16 protein-coding genes and 1 tRNA gene are annotated in these 22,633 nt (G+C 62.1%); 12 read left to right on the top strand and 5 right to left on the bottom strand.

The genetic code is table 11. From position 1 onward, the window contains the following. Nucleotides 1-6 precede the first annotated feature (6 nt). The 5 genes from Q1A85_RS03700 to Q1A85_RS03680 all read left to right on the top strand — a co-directional run bounded on the left by Q1A85_RS03700 (nucleotide 7) and on the right by Q1A85_RS03680 (nucleotide 10,185). Nucleotides 7-4,461 carry a hypothetical protein gene (locus tag Q1A85_RS03700; protein ID WP_299685199.1) on the top strand — a complete coding sequence of 1,485 codons (4,455 nt, stop codon included), beginning with the start codon at nucleotides 7-9 and terminating at the stop codon, nucleotides 4,459-4,461. Between the two features lie 118 nt (nucleotides 4,462-4,579). Beyond that, nucleotides 4,580-6,985 (top strand): FAD-dependent oxidoreductase, encoded by a 2,406-nt coding sequence (locus Q1A85_RS03695; protein ID WP_299685197.1) that lies wholly within the window; start codon nucleotides 4,580-4,582, stop codon nucleotides 6,983-6,985. Next, nucleotides 6,982-8,505 carry a trimethylamine methyltransferase family protein gene (locus tag Q1A85_RS03690; protein ID WP_299685195.1) on the top strand — a complete coding sequence of 508 codons (1,524 nt, stop codon included), beginning with the start codon at nucleotides 6,982-6,984 and terminating at the stop codon, nucleotides 8,503-8,505. The genes Q1A85_RS03695 and Q1A85_RS03690 overlap by 4 nt, the downstream gene beginning before the upstream one ends. Beyond that, nucleotides 8,505-9,149, top strand: a complete 645-nt coding sequence (locus Q1A85_RS03685; RefSeq protein WP_299685193.1) for a TetR/AcrR family transcriptional regulator — start codon at nucleotides 8,505-8,507, stop codon at nucleotides 9,147-9,149. The genes Q1A85_RS03690 and Q1A85_RS03685 overlap by 1 nt, the downstream gene beginning before the upstream one ends. A 229-nt stretch (nucleotides 9,150-9,378) precedes the next feature. Then, on the top strand, nucleotides 9,379-10,185 hold the full coding sequence (locus Q1A85_RS03680) for a GNAT family N-acetyltransferase (RefSeq protein ID WP_299685191.1): 807 nt from the start codon (nucleotides 9,379-9,381) through the stop codon (nucleotides 10,183-10,185). 22 nt (nucleotides 10,186-10,207) lie between these two features. Here Q1A85_RS03680 and Q1A85_RS03675 read toward each other — a convergent pair. Beyond that, nucleotides 10,208-10,284: transfer RNA gene (locus Q1A85_RS03675), tRNA-Arg, on the bottom strand. A gap of 127 nt (nucleotides 10,285-10,411) precedes the next feature. Here Q1A85_RS03675 and Q1A85_RS03670 point away from each other — a divergent pair. From Q1A85_RS03670 to Q1A85_RS03650, 5 genes are read left to right on the top strand one after another with little or no spacing between them, the layout of a single operon-like run. Next, nucleotides 10,412-11,446, top strand: coding sequence for a LacI family DNA-binding transcriptional regulator (locus Q1A85_RS03670; RefSeq protein WP_299685189.1), 1,035 nt, complete (start codon nucleotides 10,412-10,414; stop codon nucleotides 11,444-11,446). Beyond that, entirely contained in the window at nucleotides 11,443-12,651 is a 1,209-nt protein-coding gene (locus tag Q1A85_RS03665; protein WP_299685187.1) for a crosslink repair DNA glycosylase YcaQ family protein, read from the top strand. Before Q1A85_RS03670 ends, Q1A85_RS03665 begins: the two co-directional genes overlap by 4 nt. 39 nt (nucleotides 12,652-12,690) lie before the next feature. Then, complete coding sequence (locus Q1A85_RS03660) at nucleotides 12,691-13,419, top strand: carboxyltransferase domain-containing protein (RefSeq protein ID WP_299685185.1); 729 nt, start codon at nucleotides 12,691-12,693, stop codon at nucleotides 13,417-13,419. Beyond that, nucleotides 13,416-14,420, top strand: coding sequence for a biotin-dependent carboxyltransferase family protein (locus Q1A85_RS03655; protein ID WP_299685183.1), 1,005 nt, complete (start codon nucleotides 13,416-13,418; stop codon nucleotides 14,418-14,420). Before Q1A85_RS03660 ends, Q1A85_RS03655 begins: the two co-directional genes overlap by 4 nt. A gap of 4 nt (nucleotides 14,421-14,424) precedes the next feature. Then, a complete protein-coding gene (locus Q1A85_RS03650; RefSeq protein ID WP_299685180.1) occupies nucleotides 14,425-15,192 on the top strand; it encodes a 5-oxoprolinase subunit PxpA in 768 nt (255 codons plus the stop codon). 48 nt (nucleotides 15,193-15,240) lie between these two features. Here Q1A85_RS03650 and Q1A85_RS03645 read toward each other — a convergent pair whose 3' ends face one another. The 3 genes from Q1A85_RS03645 to Q1A85_RS03635 form a co-directional block, all read right to left on the bottom strand. After that, nucleotides 15,241-17,214 (bottom strand): thiamine pyrophosphate-dependent enzyme, encoded by a 1,974-nt coding sequence (locus Q1A85_RS03645; RefSeq protein ID WP_299685178.1) that lies wholly within the window; start codon nucleotides 17,212-17,214, stop codon nucleotides 15,241-15,243. After that, a complete protein-coding gene (locus tag Q1A85_RS03640) occupies nucleotides 17,211-18,821 on the bottom strand; it encodes a glutamate synthase-related protein (RefSeq protein ID WP_299685176.1) in 1,611 nt (536 codons plus the stop codon). Before Q1A85_RS03640 ends, Q1A85_RS03645 begins: the two co-directional genes overlap by 4 nt. Before the next feature lie 88 nt (nucleotides 18,822-18,909). Beyond that, entirely contained in the window at nucleotides 18,910-19,470 is a 561-nt protein-coding gene (locus tag Q1A85_RS03635) for a TetR/AcrR family transcriptional regulator (RefSeq protein ID WP_299685174.1), read from the bottom strand. A 120-nt stretch (nucleotides 19,471-19,590) separates the two neighbouring features. Here Q1A85_RS03635 and Q1A85_RS03630 point away from each other — a divergent pair, with 120 nt between their 5' ends. Together Q1A85_RS03630 and Q1A85_RS03625 are read left to right on the top strand one after the other, a co-directional pair. Next, the gene (locus tag Q1A85_RS03630) at nucleotides 19,591-20,262 is read left to right on the top strand and encodes a cupin domain-containing protein (RefSeq protein WP_299685172.1); all 672 of its coding nucleotides are present in this window, start codon (nucleotides 19,591-19,593) and stop codon (nucleotides 20,260-20,262) included. Continuing rightward, on the top strand, nucleotides 20,259-21,308 hold the full coding sequence (locus Q1A85_RS03625; RefSeq protein ID WP_299685170.1) for an NAD(P)/FAD-dependent oxidoreductase: 1,050 nt from the start codon (nucleotides 20,259-20,261) through the stop codon (nucleotides 21,306-21,308). The genes Q1A85_RS03630 and Q1A85_RS03625 overlap by 4 nt, the downstream gene beginning before the upstream one ends. On the opposite strand, the gene Q1A85_RS03620 is transcribed toward Q1A85_RS03625, so the two are convergent. Further along, the gene (locus tag Q1A85_RS03620) at nucleotides 21,305-22,600 is read right to left on the bottom strand and encodes a nucleotide sugar dehydrogenase (protein WP_299685168.1); all 1,296 of its coding nucleotides are present in this window, start codon (nucleotides 22,598-22,600) and stop codon (nucleotides 21,305-21,307) included. The two genes, Q1A85_RS03625 and Q1A85_RS03620, sit on opposite strands and share 4 nt — an antisense overlap. Between the last annotated feature and the right edge of the window lie 33 nt (nucleotides 22,601-22,633).

The following is a 22,633-nucleotide window of genomic DNA, read 5'->3' as shown; positions in this document are numbered from 1 at the left end:
ATTAAATTGTCGAAACCGCTCGCTGATCTGCCGGTTCTCGCGCTTGGCTCCGGCACGGAGGTTGCGGTTGCGGATGGTTCACATCTGCACATCCTGCGTCTTGAGGGTGATGGCGATGACCAGATGCTGGAGGTTCAGGACAGCCTGAAGGCCGATGGGGACATTCTCGCGCTGGCTGAAACAAAGCGCAGCGTGATCTGCGCGGTCGATTGCGCGACAGGCCGGGTTGAATTGCACCGTGTGGTGTCGAACGGATTTCACCGCATAACAGAGCTGGCGCGTGCGCCGCTGGCGCTGGCGACGCGCGGCAAGGACGTGCTTGTGTTGTATCCCGGCGTCGCGGGTGAACCGGCAACATTGGACGAAATCAACACCCGGGACGGCGCGACCAAAGCGCGGCATAACGTGCCGCATGGCACGGCGCGGTTGCGGGTGCAGGGGCGCTCTGTTCTGGCTATTGATCCGGTGGCGCAACGGGTCCACCGCATCGACCCGGACGGAAGATGCGTCGGTCAGCCTCGCCCGGAGCGTCCGCGCCCGGACAGGCCCCCGCAGGACGAGAAATGCGGTTGCTGTTGCTGCGACGTGCCGGAACAGCCGGACCGTGACCCCGGGCGACGCCCGCCGGAGCGGCCCAATGGCAATTGGTGCGATCCCGGATCGGATGGGGTGGAAGACGGATGTTTTCTTTACGTGGCAGTGGGCACAACCATCGTCAAACGCAACATTTGCGAGCCCGGTCGCCCGGATTGCCGCCGCGACATGCACTCACGGATCGAACGGTTGGACAAGCTCGGCGATGCACTGGTCGTTGTCACCAAGCGCGGCAAGCTGGTGAGCGAGCTGGACCCCGGTTCCCTTGCGATACGGACCGAAATGCCATTGCGCCGACCCGCAACGCTGTTGGCGGCGCCGCGTGCCGCGCGAATGTTGGCCATATCCAACGACCTGTCGGACATCGTTACACTGGAATTCAACCCGCAGGCTCTGGTGCCGGATCTCAACTTGCAGGCCAGCATCTCCGAACGGATATACGAGGGCACCCCGACCTTTGGCAGCGAACCCCAGCCGCAATTCGCGCTAGAGGACAAATCCATCCTCATCGTGCCAGTGGTGTACGGCGCACAGGATTTTTCCGGCAGTCTTGCTGCATACAGGGATGCCCTGTTCGCCCCTGCCCCGAACGGCCCGATTTCGTGGGTTCAGGACTATTTCGACGAATGCAGCGATGAACAGCAAGCGCTCAGCTTCGAGGTCTTTGGCCTCGACAGTGCGCCGCATTACCAAGGTGGGCCCATCGAAATCGATGGGCCCGTCATGGACTATTATCTGGGGGATTTCGTTCCGGGCGGCATGGCCAGCGTACCGTCACTTGGCAGCAGCCCGGCGGGCTTTCGATTTCGCGGTGACAGCACACGCGACATCACCGCGCTGTCCTCTGTGAATGCAGAAAACGGCCAAGGTGTACCATTTGATTTCACCCTCGACTTTCCGGCTGCGATCATCCTCCTCGACCTCAAGGACGGCATGACGCTGAACCTGCTCAGGGAAAACAATCCGTGGAACGTCGACTATTACGATTCTGCGGACGATGACCGGATTACGGCCTTTGATCCCGGAGCATTACCGTCTGATGTGACGATCGTGTTCAACCAGAACGGCCTTGCCAGCCAGTATCAGGCCGAATGCGAAGAACTGCGCGCAGCGTTGCAGACGATGATCGACGCGTCCAATGCGAGCGCCGTCTTTGCCCCCGTCGAAGTCGTCTGGACCCGTATCGGCACCGGAAGCCTCGGCATCGTGTCGATCATCATCAGGTTCAACGATGCGCCCGGTGCCATTCCGCGTTTTGAAGACGCAAACGCGATCAACTTCAACGCGACGTTTGGGTTGACGGACTCGCGCATGATTTTTGTCCGGGGCTGGGCAGAGTTTACCGTCGGACAATCCAACGCCGCAGAAACAACCGAACGCGAGGCGGTGGCCGCCTATCTCTTTTGGGTGATGCACCATGCCGAAGCGGCGGCCAGTGACAGTCGGACGGTGATTGATCCCATTCTGGGCACCGGATCAATTGACTTGGCCTGGGGCGGCAATGCCCTGACGGCCGTCGTTCGGCTGCGCCTGACCGAAACTCATGGGCAAGATCAGGTGGGCATCATCCAACCGGGGGGCGGATCAGGGCCCGATCCGCTGGCGCTTGCTTCTGGCGTGGTAGAGCAGGGCAGCCCCTTTGCCGCCGACAAAAGCAATACGATGGATGACAAACCGGCATTCTTCGAAATGCTCTATGGTCGTATGGTTTTGGCTGTGAACGGTCATATCGGCGCACCTGTTGAGTCCGATTGGCACGATTTCCGCGACTACCTTCAGAGTTTCAACACCGTCTATGTCTTTCCCATTGATCCCCCCGCCGCAGGCGGCGCGGGCTGGTCTGTGGATGCCGAAGGATCAGCCAGATCGCTCAGGGCTTTTGTCGCCAGCCTTGGCGAACACATCTCGGACCCGAATGGCATCGGCGCGCCGGTCAAAACCGGCTACGGCATGAATTTCCAGAGCTTTGACGCAAATGTACCCGCAGGCGGCTCCACCAGTCGGTTCGAAGCGGATGCACGGACCTTTGCCCACGAACTGGGGCACAGCTTGGGCCTTGCCGATCTCTACAGTTCGACCAAGCATGATCCGTCTGTCGCCTATGTCGGAGAGCTGGACATCATGGGGTCGTCCGGCGGCAACTGGCCGCATTTCTGCGCCTATCACAAGCTGGCGCTGGGATGGTTTCAGGACACCGACCGGCTGGAGATTCTGCCGCCGCCGCAAGGTGACACCGACACAACCCGCTTTGTTCTCGTGCCGACGGAATGGTGGACCGGAAACGAGGCGAATGCCGCACGGAATGCGCTTGGCAATGTGCCCGGCGACGTGCCTGTGGTCGCGGCTGCGTTGTGCAACCTTGGTGGCACGGGTGGCATTCTCAATACGATTGAGGCGCGCGCACCGGGTGCCGATTTTTCGGCTGGCATCGCGCCGAACGGCGCGCCGGGGCAGGTCATCGTCTTGAACGCGCTCGATTACGGGGACCACAAACGCTATGGCTCGGTGATCACCGACACGGACCCGAACACGGGCGATCCGGTGACTGTGCCGGATGACGCGGTCAAAGGTTTGCTGCGGTTCCGGCGACGGCTGCACAAGCTGGCCGACAACCTGCAACCCGGCGACAGCTTTGACACGGGGGACGCCACGGGGTTTCCGTTTGACGGGATCGAGGTGCATGTGGACGCGTCCGCCACCATCTCGCTCTCTGGTGCCTCTGTGCCCGTCTACGATATGCGCGTGGTCTGGACCGGTGGCCTCGCTGCGGATGTCGGCTTTGCCGACAATGACGAAGAATGGCGCAGCTCCGATATCGGCATCGACTATGTGGGCGATGATCCCGGCAACCCGGAATCCGGTGTGACCAATTTTCCGCTGGGACAGCCGCAGGGGGCAGGCGACACGATCATCATTCCGCAAAGCGGTACAGAACCGCATGACGTGGTGGTTCGGGTGCACAATTTCGGGGACGATCCCGTGCAGAATGTCGAGTTTTTCCTGTATCTGCGCGATCCCGGTGGCGGGGGTGAACTGGATGGAAACGAGCCCTATCACGATGAAATCATTGACGAGATTTTGCCCGTGGCGGATGCAGGTCCGCACGAGGTGCGGGTGCGCTGGGACGTCCCGGCGGGGCAGGACCCGCATGTCTGCTGGCGCGCCGAAATCGGGCGGTTCGAAAGGGACGGTGACGTTATTGTGTCGGATGGCACGATCACAAACAACTGGGCACAACAAAACATATTCGAAACGGACGTGGCCTATGCCAGCCCGCCCGATACGTTGTCCTCCAAGTTCTCGGTGACGAACAATGGACCCTTCACCGAAACCGCGCACCTTGTGCCAGAGGGCCTGCCACCGGGTGCGCGGCTGCGCGTGCGCCCGGCGCAATTGGATGTTCCGCCCTATTCAACGCGGGTCTTTGATCTGCGGTTCGAATTCGACGAAGAGATGATCGACGATCCTTGCCGCCGCGACATGGACGTGCTGCTGCGCTGCCTGCGCCACGAAGAGCATTCCGAAGAGTTGTGGGGCGCGTCGATGTTCAAACTGCATCTGCGCCGTCGCACAACGTCTACTGTGTCGGGCACGTGGTACGGTGCGAACCTTGCGCTGACCGGCACCATTGATCCGCCCATTGGTGTGGGCCGGATGCGGCTGCGGCTGGACTTTCAGAATGGCGATCCGGCCCTCTGGGTCGGCACCAACCTTTTGCCCGGCGGCGCATTTCAGGCCCATGTGGACACTTCGGATGTGGTGGGCAGCCACGAGGTCAGCGTGGTCGCGCACTACCGCGGAACGAACGAATTTGCATCCTCCGTCTCTGACCCGGCCTTGATCGGAAATGTGATCCCCGCCGGGTGAGCGTGGTGGCACCCAGGGGTCGCCACGAGGCGGCCCCATGTCGCGAAAGCACTGGACAGAGCTGTCCAGTGGCTTGCACGCTTGCCCCGTAAGCGACTCATCGGGGACAGGGACGGACATGAAAGATCAGTACAGGGTTGTCGTGATTGGTGGCGGCGTGGTGGGGGCCTCGGTGCTGTATCATCTGGCCAAAATGGGGTGGACGGATGTCGCCCTGATCGAACGGTCAGTGCTGACCGCCGGATCATCCTGGCACGCGGCGGGCGGCATTCACGCGCTGAATGCGGATCCCAACATGGCCGCGTTGCAGGCCTACACGATCGACCTTCTGTCCGAAATCGAAGAGGAAAGTGGCCAGAACATCGGCCTGCACATGACCGGAGGTCTGACACTGGCGGGCACGCCCGAACGCTGGGAATGGCTGCAATCGGCTTACCGCGTGTTCCAGTCCATCGGGATTGAGGATTGCGAATTGATGACACCGCAGCAGGCGCAGGAACGCTGCCCGATCATGTCCACGGACGGCGTTCTGGGCGCGATGTGGGCCGACCGTGAAGGGTATGTGGACACCACTGGCACTGTCCACGCCTATGCCACCGCCGCCAAGAAACGCGGTGCAAGCGTTTTTGAACACACCAAGGTCGAGGCGCTGGAACAGGTCCATGACGGCTGGATCGTCAAGACCGACAAGGGTGACATCCGCTGCGAACATGTGGTCAATGCCGCAGGTCTCTGGGCCAAGCAGGCGGGGCGCATGGCGGGGATTGAACTGCCCGTGTCACCGCTCAAGCACCACTACCTGATCACGGATCAGATCCCCGAGGTCGCCGCGCACGACTTTGAAATGCCCATGACCGTGGACCTCGAAGGGTTCACCTATATGCGACAGGACCAGAAGGGCATTCTGATCGGCATTTACGAGATCGAGCACCAGCACTGGGCCATGGACGGCGCGCCGTGGAACTACGGGATGGAGCTGTTTCAGGAAGACCTCGACCGGATCGAGAACGAGCTGATGCTGGGCTTTGCCCGCTATCCATCGGCCGAGAATGTGGGGATCAAGACATGGGTGAACGGGGCCTTCACCTTTTCGCCCGATGGCAACCCACTGGTGGGGCCGGTGCCGGGCAAGCGCGGCTATTGGTCGGCCTGCGCGGTCATGGCCGGGTTCCTTCAGGGCGGTGGCGTTGGCAAGTCGCTTGCGGAATGGATGATCGAGGGCGAGCCGGAGGCGGATGTCTACTGCATGGACGTGGCGCGTTATGGCAAGTTTGCGGAGAACAAGCAGTACATCAAGGAAACCACCGGCCAGTTCTATTCGCGCCGCTTCGTGATGTCGTACCCGAACGAACAACTGCCCGCCGGACGGCCCCTGAAGATGGCTCCGGCCCATGACGCGATGACTGCCGCCGGTTGCCGCTGGGGCTCAAGCTGGGATCTGGAAACGCCGCTGTACTTTGCGCCGTCGCCGGAGTTTGAGGAGAACCTGACGCTCAAACGCTCAAACGCCTTTGACATCGTGGGGGCCGAATGCCGCAACGCGCGCGAGAATGTGGGGATGGTCGACATCACAGGGTTCTCGCGGTTCGAAGTGTCGGGGCCGCAGGCAACCGCATGGCTGGATCACCTCATGGCGTCGAAACTGCCCGCTGCGGGGCGTGCGAAACTGGCCCCGATGCTGGGGCCGGACGGGCGGCTCAAGGGTGATCTGACCGTGCTGAACTGGGGCGACGGCACCTATTGGATCATGGGCAGCTACTACTTGCGAGCCTGGCACATGCGCTGGTTCGACGACCATATGACCGATGGCGTGACCGTGCGCGATCTGGGCGAGGAGATGTGTGGTTTTGGCCTGACCGGCCCCAACGCCCGCAAGGTTTTGGAAGCACTGTGCCACCAAGATATCGGCGCGCTGAAATTCATGGGCTGCGGCGACTTTGACGTGGGCATGGTCCGGGCGCGTGTCGCGCGTATGTCCGTGGCGGGTGAGCTGGGTTACGAGATCAACTGCCGCTACGGCGATCACGTCAAGCTGCGGCGCCAATTGCTCGAAGCGGGCAAGCCATTTGGTCTGCAAGAGTACGGCTTTAACGCGATGCTGTCGTTGCGGCTGGAAAAGAGCTTTGGGATCTGGTCAGCGGAATTCACGCAAGCCTACACGCCCGGCATGACCGGCATGGATCGCTGGATCGACTGGGACAAGGATTTTGTCGGCAAGGCAGCAGCCATGGCCGAGCGTGACGGCAACGGCGCGGCCCAGCGTCTTGTCACGCTGGAGATTGACGCGGTCGATGCGGATGCCAGCGGCTACGAACCCATCTGGAGCGGCGACAGGCGCGTCGGGTTTGTCACCTCGGGTGGCTACGGCCACACGGTGCAGAAATCGCTGGCCATGGCGCTGGTCGACAGCGACTGCGCGTCCGAAGGGACCGATCTGAAGGTGCATGTGGTCGGGGTCGAACGCGCGGCACGGGTGATTGCGCCCTCACCCTATGACCCCACAGGCAAGGCGATGCGGGGATGACCAATCAGCCACGACGCAGACGTGGACGCGGCGCCCCACCCGCCGCCAAGCGGCAGGTGGACTACCACAATCTGCGCAACCCATTCCCGCCGATGGCGGTGTTTCCCGAAGACCGTATCGCAGCGATGCACGACGCCGCACTGGATGTGCTGGAGCGGCTGGGGATCAAGGTGCTGCTGCCCGAAGCACGGGTCGTTTTCGAGGGTGCTGGCGCGACGGTCAAAGGTGACATGGTTTTCATCGGGCGCGAGATCGTGGAATCCGCGCTGGCCTCTGCGCCCAAGTCTTTCCCACTGATCGCAGGCAACCCAAGCCGCAATCTGGTCATGGAACTGGGGTCGATGGTGTTTCAGCCCGGCGCGGGCTGTCCGCACGCCACCGACCTTGAACGGGGGCGCAGACCCGGCACGGAACAGGCCTTTCGTGAACTGATCACGCTGACCCAGCATTTCGACGTGCTGCACATGATCCCGCCGCTGGTCGAGCCACAGGACGTGCCCATCCACCTGCGCCATTACGCCATGACCCGCGGGCAGATGGAACTGACCGACAAGGTGCCGTTCATCTATTCACGCGGGACCGGGCAGGTGGACGAAAGCTTTGAGATGCTGCGGGATTTTCGCGGCATCTCGGATATGGAATTTGCCGCGCACGCTCATTGCTACACCATCATCAACACCAATTCGCCGCGCCAGCTGGATATACCGATGGCGCTGGGGATCATGGATTTCGCCCGCGCAGGCCAGATGGCGATCATCACACCGTTCACCCTCATGGGGGCGATGGCGCCGATCACCGTGGCCGGTGCCATGACGCTGAGCCATGCCGAAGCGCTGGCAGCCATTGCCTTGGGCCAACTCGTCAATCCGGGCGCACCGGTGTGTTACGGCACGTTCACGTCGAACGTGGATATGAAATCCGGCGCGCCCGTGTTTGGCACGCCCGAGCATTTCAAGGCGTCACTTGCGGCGGGGCAACTGGCCCGCCATATCGGGCTGCCATGGCGCTGTGCCTCTGGGTCCGCCGCCAATCTGGGCGATGTGCAGGCCGCCAACGAAACGCAATTTGGCACGTGGGGATGCCTGATGGCCGGGGCAACAGTGACATTGCACGCGGCTGGCTGGCTCGAAGGCGGCCTGACCGTGTCTTATGAAAAACTCGTCACGGATGTCGAAGTGCTGCAAATGATCGCCGAATTGTGTGCGGACACCTCTGCCGAGGATGCGGACATCGCGCTTGAGGCGTTGGAAGAGGTTCAACCGGGCGGCCATTTTTTCGGGGCCAGCCACACGATGGACCGATACGCCACCGAATTTTATGAACCCGTGGTGGCTGATTTTGCCAATTTCGGCACATGGACAGAACGGGGCAGTGCCGACGCCACCACGCGCGCCACCGACATATGGAAGGGTATCCTGCGCGATTTTATCCCACCCCTAGGCAATGATGACCGGCTGGAGGCGCTGGAGACCTATATCGCCAGACGTGCGGCTGCGGGCGGTTGCCCGCCGGTGAGCTGATGTTGCTGCACCGGGACGATCCGGCCAAAGATCCGTTGGTGGGCAACATAAAGGTGACCCGACAGGATTGGCTGAACGCTGCGCTGGACACGTTGAAATCCGAAGGCGTCGAGGCGGTCAAAGTGGTCGATCTGGCCATGCAGATGCAAGTCTCCCGCTCAAGCTTTTACTGGTATTTCAAAAACCGTACCGACCTGCTGGATGCGTTGCTGGCCCATTGGCAAGCGACGAACACAGCGGCCCTGATTGGGCAAGCCAACGCCCCCGCCGCAACCATAACCGAGGCGTGCTGCAACGTTTTTCGCTGCAACATCGATACCCGCCTGTATGACACCCAACTGGATTTCGCGATCCGTGATTGGGCGCGCCGGTCAGATAAGGTGCGCGGCATTCTGGATGCCAGCGATGCGCAGCGTATCGCCGCTTTGACAGACATGTTCGCGCGCCACGGATACCCCGCGCAGAACGCCACAGCGCGGGCACGTGTCCTGTACTACATGCAGATGGGATACGAGGACGCGCGACTGGACGAAAGCCTTGAGGAACGGCTGCGCCTTGTGCCCGATTACCTGCTCAGCTTCACGGGTCAACACGCCTCGCCTGAAGAAATCGCAACCTTCAATGCCTATGCGCGCAGTGTTTGAGGCAGGCCTGCCCGCCGCCTTCAGATCAAAACGAACACCAGCGCCACAAGCGCAAAAGGTGCTGTGACCAATGTCGCGACGATGGCAGCGCCGATCACAGTGGGTTTGGAGGGCGGCGCGTATTGGCCTGCAACGGTATGTCGGGGGGGTTGTCTGCTTTGCATGGCCGAGGTTAACCACAGATTAGGTTTAAGATGTCCTAAAATGCGTCATGAAAAGTGAGACATGTGTGCCCCTTCAACAACATCCCCACTACGCCGAGGCCTTGCGCCACATCGGGTGCGACATCCGGGTGTTGCACTTGCCCGGCGCAGAGCCAGTGCAAACCATCCGACGATTTGGGCTGACATGCGCGATGCGCGGGCCGATCTGGCACGGCGCACCTGACCGGCAGGGGGCGGCCGCGCTCCGCCGTTCCGGGCTGCGCCTGATCAACAGTGACGGGGACGACCGCGCGACATTGCGCGCGGCTGGCTTTGTCCAAGCGCACACGCCCGCTTATGTCGCCGAACTGTCGCTTGACGGCTCACCGGACACACGCCGCGCCCGGATGACGGGCAAATGGCGCAATGCCTTGCGCCGTGCCGAGAACGCGCCATTCCGCATTCAGAAAGAAAGATACAGCAAGACGCGTCACCAATGGCTATTGGCCGAAGACGCGCGCCAACAACGCGCCAAGGGCTTCCGCAGTTTGCCGCACGCCGTCCTCGACGCCTTTGCGGCTGTGCAGCCCGAGAGCGCATCGGTTTTCGTCGCGCGGTCAGGCAAGGACCCAATTGCCGCGATGCTGTTTTTGACCCACGGCATGGTCGCAACTTACCATTTGGGCTGGACCAGCCCGACAGGCCGAGCATGTGCATCGCACAACGCCATCCTGACCCACGCCTGCAATCAGTTCGCCCATGATGGAATTGTACGGCTGGACCTTGGATCCGTCGACACCGTGAACGCCCCCGGCCTCGCCCGCTTCAAGATCGGAACCGGTGCAAATATACGCCCCTTGGGCGGCACGTGGGTCCGGCTGCCTTGGCTCTAAACACCTAAAGTCGCGCCCTAAATGGCGACCCCGGCAGGATTCGAACCTGCAACCTGCCCCTTAGGAGGGGGCTGCTCTATCCAGTTGAGCCACGGGGCCGCTTGGGCACTGACTTACTTTCACCAACGGCCCTTGTCACCACATAAGCATCCAGTGCGACCGTGCGCGCGCTTGCAGTTTCGGGCGTTTTGGCGGTAACTCGGACAAACGAGAACAAGGACTGCACGTGACAGAACGTCCCCAACGCCCGCTCACCCTTCGCGATGTCTCTGCCGCCTCGGGTGTGTCCGAAATGACTGTCAGCCGCGTGCTGCGAAATCGGGGAGATGTGTCCGAAGCCACGCGGCAAAAGGTGCTCGAAGCAGCCAAGGCGCTGGGATACGTGCCCAACCAAATTGCCGGGTCTCTGGCATCACAGCACGTCAACCTCGTCGCGGTGATTGTGCCCTCGCTGAGCAATATGGTGTTTCCCGAAGTGTTGACCGGCATCAATCAGGTGTTGGAGGACACGCCGCTGCAACCGGTCTTTGGCGTCACGGACTACATGCGCGACAAGGAAGAGCGCGTACTGTACGAGATGTTGTCGTGGCGCCCGTCGGGTGTGATTATCGCGGGTCTGGAACATTCGGATGCGGCCAGTGCCATGCTGACCAACGCCGGCATTCCAGTGGTCGAGATTATGGACACCGATGGCAATCCGGTCGACAGCATGGTGGGGATTTCGCACCGTCAGGCCGGGCTCGACATGGCCAAGGCGATCCTGAAACAGGGCTATTCGCGCATCGGCTTCATGGGCACGTCGATGCCGCGTGACCACCGCGCGCGCAAACGCTTCGAAGGTCTGACCGAAGGGCTCGCCAAGGCCGGAATTGAGATTGAAGCGCGGGATTTTTATTCCGGCGGTTCGGCGCTGGCCAAAGGGCGCGAGATGACGGCTGCGATGCTGGACGAAAATCCGGAACTGGATTTCCTCTACTACTCCAATGACATGATCGGCGCGGGCGGGTTGCTGTACCTGCTGGAAAAAGGGGTGGACGTGCCTGGCCAGATCGGCCTTGCCGGGTTCAACGGGGTCGAGTTGTTGCAGGGCCTGCCCCGGCAACTGGCCACGACAGATGCCTGCCGCCTTGAGATCGGGCGCGCCGCCGCCGAAATTATCCGCGACCGGATGCTGCAGGACGCAGACCCGACGCCCAAACACATCACCCTCACGCCCAAAATTTCCTACGGCGACACGTTGCGCCGTACCATGAGGACGTGAGCCAACCCTGTCTGACCAACGCACAGGCGCGGCGGTTGTTTCTGGATCGCCACTGCCTGAGCGAAACGCCTCAAGGTACAGCACACGGGCGCGACCTTCTGGTGCTGATTGAACGGCTGGGCTTTGTTCAGTTGGACAGCATCAACACCGTTGCCCGCGCGCACGACCTGATCCTGTTTTCGCGTAGGCCACGTTACCGCCCGAAATCGCTAAAGCATCTGTATGAGCGGGAACGGGCGCTCTTCGAACACTGGACACATGACGCCGCCGTCATCCCCATGGGATACTATCCCTACTGGCATTTGCGCCGCGAACGGGATGCCGCCCGGCTGCGCGAGCGTTGGGGCGCCGCGCGGCGCGTAGGCTTTGAGGCCAAGTTTCAAGATGTGCTCGACATGATCGGCGAACGGGGGCCGGTCTGTTCAGCCGATGTGGGCGAGGGGGAGGCGCGCGGCTCTGGCGGGTGGTGGGATTGGCACCCGTCCAAGACGGCGCTCGAATATCTGTGGCGCAGCGGCGCGCTGGCCGTGGTCAAACGGGAAGGGTTCCGCAAGTATTACGATCTGACAGAGCGCGCGCTGGACCGGGTTCAGATTGGCAATGCACCGGATATTGAGGAAACCATCGACTGGTGTTGTCGCGAGGCTTTGGCGCGCCTCGGCTTTGCCACACCCGGCGAATTGGCACGGTTCTGGGATCATATCTCACCCGCCGAGGCCAAGGACTGGTGCACCCGCGCAGGGGCCAATGGCCGCATCATCGAAGCGCAGGTGACCGGCGTTGATGGCACGATACGGGCCGTCTATGCGCAACCCGACCTGATGGACGATCTTGCGTTGGAATGCACGCCGTGTTCGCGCTTGCGCGTCCTTAGCCCATTTGATCCCGCATTGCGCGACCGGACCCGTGCACAACGCCTGTTCGGCTTTGACTACCGGATCGAGATATTCGTACCGGAGGCGAAACGGACCTATGGCTATTACGTTTTTCCCCTGCTGGAGGGGGATCGGTTGGTCGGGCGCATCGACATGAAGGCCCATCGCGACGCGGATACGTTGCGGGTCCGCGCGCTGTGGCCCGAGCGCAAGGTGCGGTGGGGCAAGGGGCGCACGCGGGCTTTGGAAGGTGAGTTGGAACGGATCAGACGTTTGGCCGGGGTGCGCAACGTGGTGTTTGAGGACGGCTGGCTGCGTGCGCCTGTCTAAGCGATTGCGCACGCCTGCGGAGTGTCTAGGCTGGTGCCCATGACGGAGTTTCCCAAGATACGGTCTGTCGGGCTGGGCGGTGTGTTGGTCACCTTTGGTGACCGGGCAACGGATGACGCAAACCGTGCGGCGATTGCCTTTCGCGGGGCAGTGGATGCGCTGGCGCTGCCGCAGATCAAAGAGAGCAGCAGCACGTTGGTCTCCGCCTTTTTTCGCGTCGATCTGGCCGTGCACGGGTTTGCCCCGCTGCGCGACACCCTCGCAGAGGTATTGGCACAACGGGATTGGCTGGCCGCACCTCTGCCAACCGGGCGTACGCTGTGGACCATTCCGGCGGTGTTTGATGGCCCCCGCGCCCCGCAATTCGGCGAGGCCGCTGAGGCGGCAGGCCTGACACGTTCCGAAGCGCTGGCGGAATTGACCAACACACGGCTGCGGGTTCTGACCATCGGGTTTGCCCCCGGTCAGCCCTATTTGGGCACGCTCGCGCCGCATTGGAACATCCCGCGGCAGGTGGGTTTGACGCCGAACGTGCCCCAAGGGGCGGTGGTCGCGGCGGTCCGACAGATTTGCCTGTTCGCCAAGGACACGCCGACCGGGTGGCGGCATGTCGGGCAATCCGCGTTCCGGTGTTTCCGTCCCAGCGCGGAAGAGCCGTTTCCGCTGGCCCCGGGGGACGAGGTTCGGTTTGCCGATATCAGCTCGGCAGAGCTTGAACGTCTTGAGGCGTACGGCGTCGATGGCACCGAGCGGGCTGTGCTGACGTGAGAGGGTTGCGCGTTCATCAGGTCGGCCCCGGCGTTGCGGTGCAGGATTTCGGGCGGCCCGGATACTTGGCCAAGGGGCTGACACGCGGGGGTGCGGCGGACCTGTTGGCAGTACACGAAGGGTCTGCATTGCTGCGCCAATCGCCCGAACTTGCTGTGCTGGAAATGGTCGGGACCGGCGGTACATTCGAAGCGACCGAAGACATGAGTATCGCCCTGAGCGGAGCCGCGATGACCGCCAGCATTGATGGCAATGCCGTGGTTTGGAATGCCAGCCATGCGCTGCCCGCAGGCAGCGTGCTGGTGATCGGACCCACGCGCGAGGGCACCTATGGTTACCTGCACGTCAGCGGCGGGTTCGCGACCGAACCGGTGCTGGGCGCGCGGGCGACGCACCAGTCGACAGGCCTCGGCGCGTTGATCGCCGCGGGCGACGACCTGCCTGTGGGACCCGGCGCGAGATTGGTGGGGATGACCGTGCCGCGTGACGCACGCTTTGCGGGCGGGACCGTGCGGATCGTGCCCAGTATGCAAACCGACGATTTTGATGCGGATACGCGCGAGCGCTTTGCAAACACTGTGTTTCACCGCGACCCCCGGGCCAACCGCCAAGGGGTGCGCATGGACAGCGATCAGGGCTTTTCCAACCCCGAACAGCTTAGCGTGGTAAGCGAGGTGATTGTGCCGGGCGACATCCAGATCGCGGGTGATGGCGCGCCGTTCGTCCTCCTGGCCGAAAGCCAGACAACGGGGGGGTATCCGCGCATCGGAACGGTGTTGCCCTGCGATTTGCCGCGTGTGGTGCAGGCCCCTGCGGGGGCGGAACTGCGGTTCACCTTTGTCACCTTGGACGAGGGAATCGCGATACAGGCGCGGGCGGATGCCGCATGGGCGAGCCTGCGCAAGCTGGTGACGCCTTTGGTGCGCGACCCGGCGGACATGCAGGATCTGCTGAGTTATCAACTGGTTGGCGGCGTCGTCTCCGCCATGGATGAAGGATGAGGACATGCAAGTCGATCTGAACGCCGATATGGGCGAGAGCTTTGGACCTTGGAAAATGGGCGACGATGCGGCGCTGCTCAACACGGTCACATCCGCCAATATCGCCTGTGGGGCACATGCCGGTGATCCCGATGTGATGGCCACGACCATGGGCATCGCGCTGGAAAAAGGCGTGGGCATCGGCACGCATCCCGGCTTTCCAGATATTCAGGGGTTCGGGCGGCGACGCATCCAGATGCCATTGGCATCGTTGCAAAATTCGATCCGGTGCCAAGTGGGCGCGAGCCTTGGGATGGCGGCAGCGCTGGGGGCCGAAGTACGGCATATCAAGCTGCACGGCGCATTGGGAAATATGACGTCCGAGGATGAGGATATGGCGCGCGCCTGTTACGAGGCAGCGTTGTCAGCGCATCCCGACAGCATCCTCGTGGTGCTGGCTGCCACAGCGCAGGAGCGCGCAGCGCGCAGTCTTGGTGCGCGTTTTGCAACCGAGATTTTCGCAGACCGCGCCTATAACGACGATGCGACACTGGTGGACCGGCGGTTGCCGGGCGCGGTCATCCATGACGCTGATCTGGCGGGGAAACGGATGGTCGAAATGGTCAAGGCGCAGGCTATCATCACCGACAGCGGCAAGCGGATTGAGACGCCCATCGACACCATCTGCTGCCACGGCGATACGCCTGAAGCCGTACAGATTGCAGCAAGCGTCCGGCGCACTCTGGAGGCCGAAGGGATCGCTGTTCAGACGTTCAAAGGCCGAACGCGCTGATGTAAAAGAGCGAAGTTGCTACCCGTAGGCTGGGCAAAACCGCCCGTCCTACACCAGTTCGGCATCCGTCATTATTTCCACCAAGGCCGGGCCATCAACGTGCAACGCTTTCTGCAACGCGGCTTCGATGGCATCGGACGACACGACCTTTTCTCCGTGGGCGCCGCAGATCTTGGCGAACGCCGCAAAGGACGGGTTGTGTAGCGATGTTTCCCAAACGGGCCATTCGCCGGATTTCTGCTCTTTGGTGATCTTGCCAAGCTCGCCATTGTGCAAAAGCACATGGGTGATATCCATTCCGTATTTCACAGCCGTGGTCAGTTCCATCGGGTATTGGCCAAACCCACCATCACCCGAGATCGAGATCACCTTGCGTCCCTTGAGCCAGTCGAAATCCTGCGTCGCGGCCCACGCCCCCATGGCCGCCGGGAAGCCAAAACCGATCGAGCCGAGGTAACCTGACATTAGCACACGCTGGCCCTTGGTCTCAAAGTAACGGCCAAAGGAATACGTGTTGTTGCCCACATCCACTGCAATGATTGCATCCGCCGGTGCCACCCGCGACAGGGCATCGAAGATCGCGTAAGCGTGGATGCCCTTGGCCGTTTCCTCTTCCATACGGGACCGTTTCTCGCGTCGCCAGATGTCCCAACGGTCGGCCAATTCGGTGATCTGGTCCGGGGCGTCGCCGGGCCGTTCGATGTCGCCCGAAACAGCATCACAGAAAGCGCCGATCTCGGACCAGATAGGCAGATCCACCGGGTGAAACTTGCCCAGTTGCATCCGTTCGAAATCCACTTGGATGATCGGTTTTGACGGCTCGATCCCGGTGTGGTTGGAAAAGGATGTGCCGAGGGTCAGGATCAGATCAGCCTCGTTCATGAACCAGCTTGCGATGGGGGTCCCAGAGCGGCCCAGCACACCAGCGGCATTGGGATGGCTATCGGGCATCAACCCTTTGCCCTTGAACGTCGTCAGGACCGGCGCGCCAAGCGTTTCGGCCAGCGCCGTGATCGCGCCCATATGGTCCCACGCGCCATGACCGATCACGAGGATCGGACGTTTGGCGCTGTTCAACATCTTGAGCGCGTCGGCCACATCATCGTCGGACGGTTTGACCACGGCCCGCCCCATTCGCCCCTCTGGTTTGGACGCTGGCGCATCCGACAGGTTTGTCTGCATGTCGTCCGGAAAGATCAGGTGCGCCACATCGCGTTCAACCAGCGCATTTTTCATGGCGAGCGAGACAAGCTCGCTGTGGTTCGACGTGCTGAGAACGGTTTGGCTGAACCGGCTGACCGCGTCAAAGGCGCTGGCCAGATCGATGTCCTGAAACGCGCCGGGGCCAAAGACCTGCGTTTGCACCTGCCCCGTCAGCGCCAGCACCGGCGCGCGGTCCACCTTGGCGTCCCAAAGCCCGGTGAGCAGATTCGTGGCCCCCGGCCCGGCGATGGTCAGGCACCCGGCAGGATGGCCCGTGAGCTTACCATAGGCCGAGGCCGCAAAGGCGGCTGCCCCTTCGTGGCGGATGCCGACATATTTCAGTTCACCCGCCTCAACGCGCATCCGTATCGCGTCAGCCAGACCGAGGTTGGAATGCCCCACCATGCCAAAGACGTGTTTGAGGCCCCAGTTGACCATGCTTTCCGCCATCTGGTCGCTGACGGTGCGTTCGTGCGGTGGCTCCGGTTCGAGACCCACAAAAATTTCGTCACCTTCGATCTTGACCGGGTAGATGTCCTGACCGCTGTCCTCGTGCCCACCGGGCGGTTTGCCCGTCAAAGGGTCGAAATCCCAGCCGTGCCAAGGACAGCGAATCCAGCATTTGCCACCTTCACCGCGTTCAATGGAGCCCTCGCCCAGCGGCCCACGCTGGTGCGGGCAGTGGTTGTTCATCGCCGCCCATTTGCCATCAAAATGCGAGAGGCAAATGGAGGTCGTACGGGCGGTCACGGTTTTCACACGCCCTTCGGGCAGATCGCCGGTATGGCCTACGGAAATCCAATCAAGGTCTTTGGTCATGCGACACCTCCGAATGCGATGCCCGCCACTTCGGACATGTCTTTTTTCCATGTGGTGAGGTCCGCGTGCTGAAACTTGGAAAGGTGATCGTGGCCGCAGGCGCGGGCCATGACCTGCATCAGTTCGGTGCTGGCCTCAAAGAAATTCGCGAGTTGCAGGGCCGATTTCTCGACCACGAGCCGGTTCACCAAATGTGGCTTTTGCGATGCGATGCCCACGGGACAGTTGTTGGTGTGGCAGGCGCGCATGGCGATACAGCCAATCGCCTGCATGGCCGAGTTGGATAGCGCGATGGCGTCTGCACCCAACGCCAACGCTTTGATAAAGTCCGCCGGTTTGCGCAACCCGCCGGTGATAACAAGGGAGACGTCGGACCGCTCCAGCCGGTCCAGATGGGCACGGGCGCGGGCCAGCGCAGGGATGGTCGGCACGCTGATATTGTCGCGAAAGATGATCGGCGCGGCGCCGGTGCCGCCACCGCGCCCATCGAGGATGATATAATCGACACCCACGGCAAGTGCCGCGTCGATATCCTTTTCAATGTGCTGCGCGGAGAGTTTGTAGCCGATGGGAATGCCGCCCGTGCGGTCACGGACTTCGTCGGCAAAATCCTTGATCTGCGCGGGATCGGTCCAATCGGTGAAGCGCGCGGGCGAGATGGCGTCCTCCCCTTCATCGAGGCCGCGCACTTCGGCGATTTTACCGTGGACCTTGTTGCCGGGCAGGTGTCCGCCAGTGCCGGTCTTGGCCCCCTGCCCGCCCTTGAAGTGGAAGGCCTGACATTTCTGCACCTTGTCCCAGGTGAATCCAAAGCGGGCGGAGGCGAGTTCGTAGAAATATTTCGAATTGGCCTCCTGCTCCTCGGGCAGCATCCCGCCTTCGCCCGAGCAGATGCCCGTGCCAGCGCGTTCCGCGCCACGGGCCAATGCCAGCTTGGCGGGTTCGGACAGTGCCCCGTAGGACATGTCAGAAACAAAGAGCGGGATGTCGAGCCGCAAGGGTTTCTGTGCGTTCGGGCCAATCACCACGTCGGTGCCAACAGGGTCATCGTCCAGCAGCGGGGCCTTGTGCAATTGCGCGGTGAGGATCTGAATATCGTCCCAGTCCGGCAGTTGGTCGCGCGGCACACCCATGGCGTCGACCTTGCCGTGATGGCCGGTTTTCGACAGGCCGTCGCGGGCATATTGCTGGATCAGGCCGTTATACGGCTCTTCCTCGGTGCCGTGGGACGTGTCGGCGTAGAGGCCCAGATAGGCGTCGCGATTAAAGGGCTGCGGGTTAGCGTGACCCCATGCGTTGATCTCGTCCGCGTCCACGCAGATGTCGTCGCCGTCGAGCCAGCTTTTGAACTTGGGCAGCGCCTCGTCATTGGCGTATTCGCTGACACCACTGTCGAGGCGGTAATCCCAGTCGTGCACGCCGCAGATCAGGTTGTCGCCACGTACGAACCCGTCTGACATGAGCGCGCCGCGGTGCAGACAGCGGCCATAGAACACGGAAATCTCATCGTCAAAACGGACAACCACCAGATCGACCTCACCCACGATGGCGTATGCCGGGCTACGGTCGGGCAGCGTGGAAAGCTGCGCAACAACTTCTTTTTGCATATATCTGTCCCAAATTCAGTCTTGTGTTCCGAGACTTGCACAGGCGGGGGCGCAAAGCACATCACAATTTTCAGGCGGCGGTTTCCCGTCAGAGCGCGCGGGCGCGCAAGGTGGAAATCGCCGCCTCAAATCCGGCGGGGCCGCGCGCCGCACGGCCCATGATCTGCGCCCCCTCGACTTGCGCAAGCGCCGCGGCCGCTTCGGCGCGGGGGTCAGACACCGCAGCAATCGTGCCATCGGTCAGGGCAAGGCGGAACACCGCTTCGAGCCATGCGGTGACCGTGTGATGAAATTGGTCAAGCGTGTCACGCGTGGTGTCGGGCAGCGCCGTTTGCGTAGCGCTCAGCGCCACACACAGGCACAGGCTGCGCCCCCCGTCGAGCGCTTGGCGATACAAATCGAGATAGGCCAGTAGCCGGGCAGCCGCTGTGCTGTGGCTGGCCGTGATGGCGTCAAGACGATCGGCAAACAGCTGTGCATAGCGCACCATCAGGGCAAAGGAGAGATCACCCTTGGTCGGGAAATGATAGTGGACCGAGGCCTTGCGGATGCCGACAGCCGCTTCGAGGTCGGCAAAGCTGAACCCGTCGAACCCGCGCTGGCGGGCAAGTGTTTCGGCATTGTCGAGGAGCGCAGCCTTGGTGTTCAATAGGTTTGCCTTCTATTAAGTAGGCGAGATATAGTCTTAATTCCTGACTTCTGCAAACTTCTTGTTGCAGTTGATCAAAAAATACCTACCTTTTGGTAGACATCTGAAATGGAGCGCCTCATGGAATTGAATGCAGACTTTACCAAAAAGGTTATCGTCGCAGACGCGGAAAACCCATGGCGCGCCTCCCCGTCTGCTGGGGTTGAACGCAAAATGCTCGACCGGATCGGGGACGAGGTGGCGCGCGCCACAACCATCGTCCGGTTTGCCCCCGGCAGCGCCTTTGCCCCTCACACCCACGACGGCGGCGAAGAATACATCGTCCTTGACGGGGTATTTCAGGACGAAGCAGGCGATTTTCCGGCAGGCACCTATGTGCGCAACCCGCCCACGTCGCGGCACACGCCATCCTCGGAACCCGGGGCCACGATCTTTGTCAAACTGTGGCAATTCGATCCGGACGACCGGGAACATGTGCGCATCGACATGAATACCGTCACACTCCACGATGATCCCTCACGTGCGGGCGTGGCGCAAGCGACGCTGTTTCAGGATGCGCAGGAGCATGTGCAGCTTGAACGATGGGACGGCGGCATCACGCACATGCTGAACGCACCATCCGGGGCGGAAGTGCTGGTGCTGGAGGGGCAGTTGCTCGACGGAGACACGGAACTGGGCCCGCGCGATTGGCTGCGGGTGCCGCCGGGCGGATCGGTCACGCTGCGCGCCGGGGCTGACGGCGCACGGCTCTGGATCAAGACCGGGCATCTGGGACAGATGACAGGCGAATGACCGGCGCGCTCGTCATCGGGGCCGGTATTGCCGGGTTGGTGGCGGCGCGGGTTTTGCACCGGGCCGGACAGGACGTGACAGTGATTGAGGCGCGCGACCGGCTGGGCGGACGCGCCTTGACCCGCGATGGCATTGATCTGGGGCCCGCATGGATCTGGCCTGCGATGCAGCCGCGCGTGGCCGCGCTGGTGCAGACCCTGGGACTGGAACTGTTGCCACAATACGAGACAGGCGATTTTGTCTATGAGGCGCAGAACGGGATAAGGCGCGGTGCGTTCCCGCAACGCTATGGCGATGCGGCGCGTGTGCGGGGCGGGATTGGCGCGCTTGCCGCACGGCTGGCGGAGGATTTGCCCGATGGTACTATCCAATACGAACAGCCGGTGACCGGGTTGGATCTGACCGCTCCGCCCCTCGTTACCCTTTCGGATGGCGCGGTCCTGACGCCAGACCGGCTGATCGTGGCCGTCCCCGCGCCCATTCTCGCCACGTGGGCGGTGTCACCCGATTGGGCCACAGACCGGCGTGCGGCGATGACGCGCTGGCCCACATGGATGGCGGCTCACGCCAAGGTCGTGGCGCGGTATGACCGCGCCTTCTGGCGCGACGCCGGTCTGTCGGGCAGCGCAATCAGCCATGTGGGACCACTTGCCGAAGTGACGGACCAAAGCGATCCGGACACAGGCATTTTCGCGGTTTTTGGATTTGTATCGTGGCCCCATATGCTTCGTCAGGACACAAAGGCGCTGAAACACGCCGCAATTGACCAGTTGATCCGCCTGTTCGGAACCGAGGCCGCGACGCCACGTGCGCTGCACCTGTTAGACTGGGCAAGTGAGCCGTTTACCGCAACCGACGCCGACCGTTCCGCGCCGCAAGGTCATCCACCTTACGGCCTGCCAGAGTTGTCCATACCGGTGGGTAATCGGGTGTTTTTTGCCGGGGCCGAATTGTCGGCAGACAATGGTGGCCTGATCGAAGGTGCGGTCGAGACAGGCGAAGCCGCCGCACAGGCCCTGCTGACCGCCGCGCGCCGGGCTGCCTAAAGCCGCAGGTCGCTGTCTTCGGGTGCAAACGCCGCCTTCATGTCAAAGAATACACCGTTTGGCGTCAGATGGCGACGCAGCGTGTCCACGCCAAGCGCCACCAGATCGTCATGTGTCACGGCAAGAATGACGGCATCGTACGTGCCCCTGATGACCGGCAATTGCGCCAGCATCCGCACATTGTAGGTCGCTGCGACCTCGTCGGCGTCGGCCCACGGGTCATACAGGTCAACGTCCAGCCCGTAACTGGCCAGTTCTCCCAGCATGTCCACCACCTTGGTGTTTCGGGTGTCGGCACAGTTTTCCTTGAACGTCACTCCAAGGACCAGCGCGCGGCCTCCGTGCACACGCGCCTCTTTCTGGATCATCTTCTTGATCAGGATGGACACGGCGTGGCGCGCCATGCCGTCGTTGATTTCGCGCGCCATCCGGATGATGTCGGGGATGTGGCCTGCGGTGATCGACCGGTCGATCAGATAATAAGGGTCCACACCGATACAGTGGCCTCCGACAAGGCCCGGAGACAGCCGGTTAAAGTTCCACTTTGTCGCGGCCGCGTCCAAAACTGCGTTGGTGTCGATGTCGAGATGCGAGAAGATGATCGACAATTCGTTGATGAGCGCAATTGACACGTCGCGTTGGGTGTTTTCGATCACCTTGGAGGCTTCGGCCACGCGGATGCTCGGGGCCTTGTGCGTGCCTGCGGTGATAATGGTGCCATAAAGCGCGTCGATGAGGTCCGCCGCTTCGGGCGTGGAGCCAGAGGTGACCTTGACGATCTTGTGCAGGGGCCGTGTCTTGTCGCCGGGATTGATGCGTTCGGGGCTGTAGCCTGCGTAAAAATCCACGTTGCGGGTCAGGCCCGAAATCGCCTCTACCTCCGGCAGGCAGTCCTCTTCGGTGGCGCCGGGATAGACTGTGCTTTCAAAGATGACGATATCACCGCGTTTGAGCACCTTGCCGATGTCGCGCGACGCGGCAAGCAGGGGGGCAAGGTTTGGCTGGCGATGGTTGTCGATGGGGGTCGGCACGGCGACGATGTAGACCGAACAATCGGCGATGTCGGTCAGCGTGTCGGTATAGGTCAGCTGCGTGGCAGCGGCGATATCCTCAACCTCGCCCGTGGTGTCAGTGCCCGCACGCAAGGCAGTGATGCGATCAGTGTTGAGGTCAAAGCCCACCGTGGCCCGCTGTTTTCCGAACGCGACCGCAAGCGGCAGGCCCACATAACCCAATCCGATCACAGCGACCTTCAGGTCATCAAGGGCGGGCAGCGGTGCGGGCGTGGTCATGGGCGTGGCCTAATGCGATGGGCGTGAAGGGGC

The organism is uncultured Tateyamaria sp. (assembly GCF_947503385.1).
GTDB lineage: Bacteria > Pseudomonadota > Alphaproteobacteria > Rhodobacterales > Rhodobacteraceae > Tateyamaria.
Note: the sequence above shows the minus strand (reverse complement) of the source record. Positions and strands in the feature narration are given on the sequence as shown.

Bases quoted from the DNA above. Each gene is read 5' to 3' on its own strand.
- Q1A85_RS03630 (WP_299685172.1), top strand. From the start codon at position 19,591: ATGGAATTGAATGCAGACTTTACCAAAAAGGTTATCGTCGCAGACGCG.
- Q1A85_RS03690 (WP_299685195.1), top strand. From the start codon at position 6,982: ATGACCAATCAGCCACGACGCAGACGTGGACGCGGCGCCCCACCCGCC.
- Q1A85_RS03645 (WP_299685178.1), bottom strand. From the start codon at position 17,214: ATGACCAAAGACCTTGATTGGATTTCCGTAGGCCATACCGGCGATCTG.
- Q1A85_RS03685 (WP_299685193.1), top strand. From the start codon at position 8,505: ATGTTGCTGCACCGGGACGATCCGGCCAAAGATCCGTTGGTGGGCAAC.
- Q1A85_RS03620 (WP_299685168.1), bottom strand. From the start codon at position 22,600: ATGACCACGCCCGCACCGCTGCCCGCCCTTGATGACCTGAAGGTCGCT.
- Q1A85_RS03640 (WP_299685176.1), bottom strand. From the start codon at position 18,821: ATGCAAAAAGAAGTTGTTGCGCAGCTTTCCACGCTGCCCGACCGTAGC.
- Q1A85_RS03660 (WP_299685185.1), top strand. From the start codon at position 12,691: ATGACGGAGTTTCCCAAGATACGGTCTGTCGGGCTGGGCGGTGTGTTG.
- Q1A85_RS03695 (WP_299685197.1), top strand. From the start codon at position 4,580: ATGAAAGATCAGTACAGGGTTGTCGTGATTGGTGGCGGCGTGGTGGGG.
- Q1A85_RS03625 (WP_299685170.1), top strand. From the start codon at position 20,259: ATGACCGGCGCGCTCGTCATCGGGGCCGGTATTGCCGGGTTGGTGGCG.
- Q1A85_RS03650 (WP_299685180.1), top strand. From the start codon at position 14,425: ATGCAAGTCGATCTGAACGCCGATATGGGCGAGAGCTTTGGACCTTGG.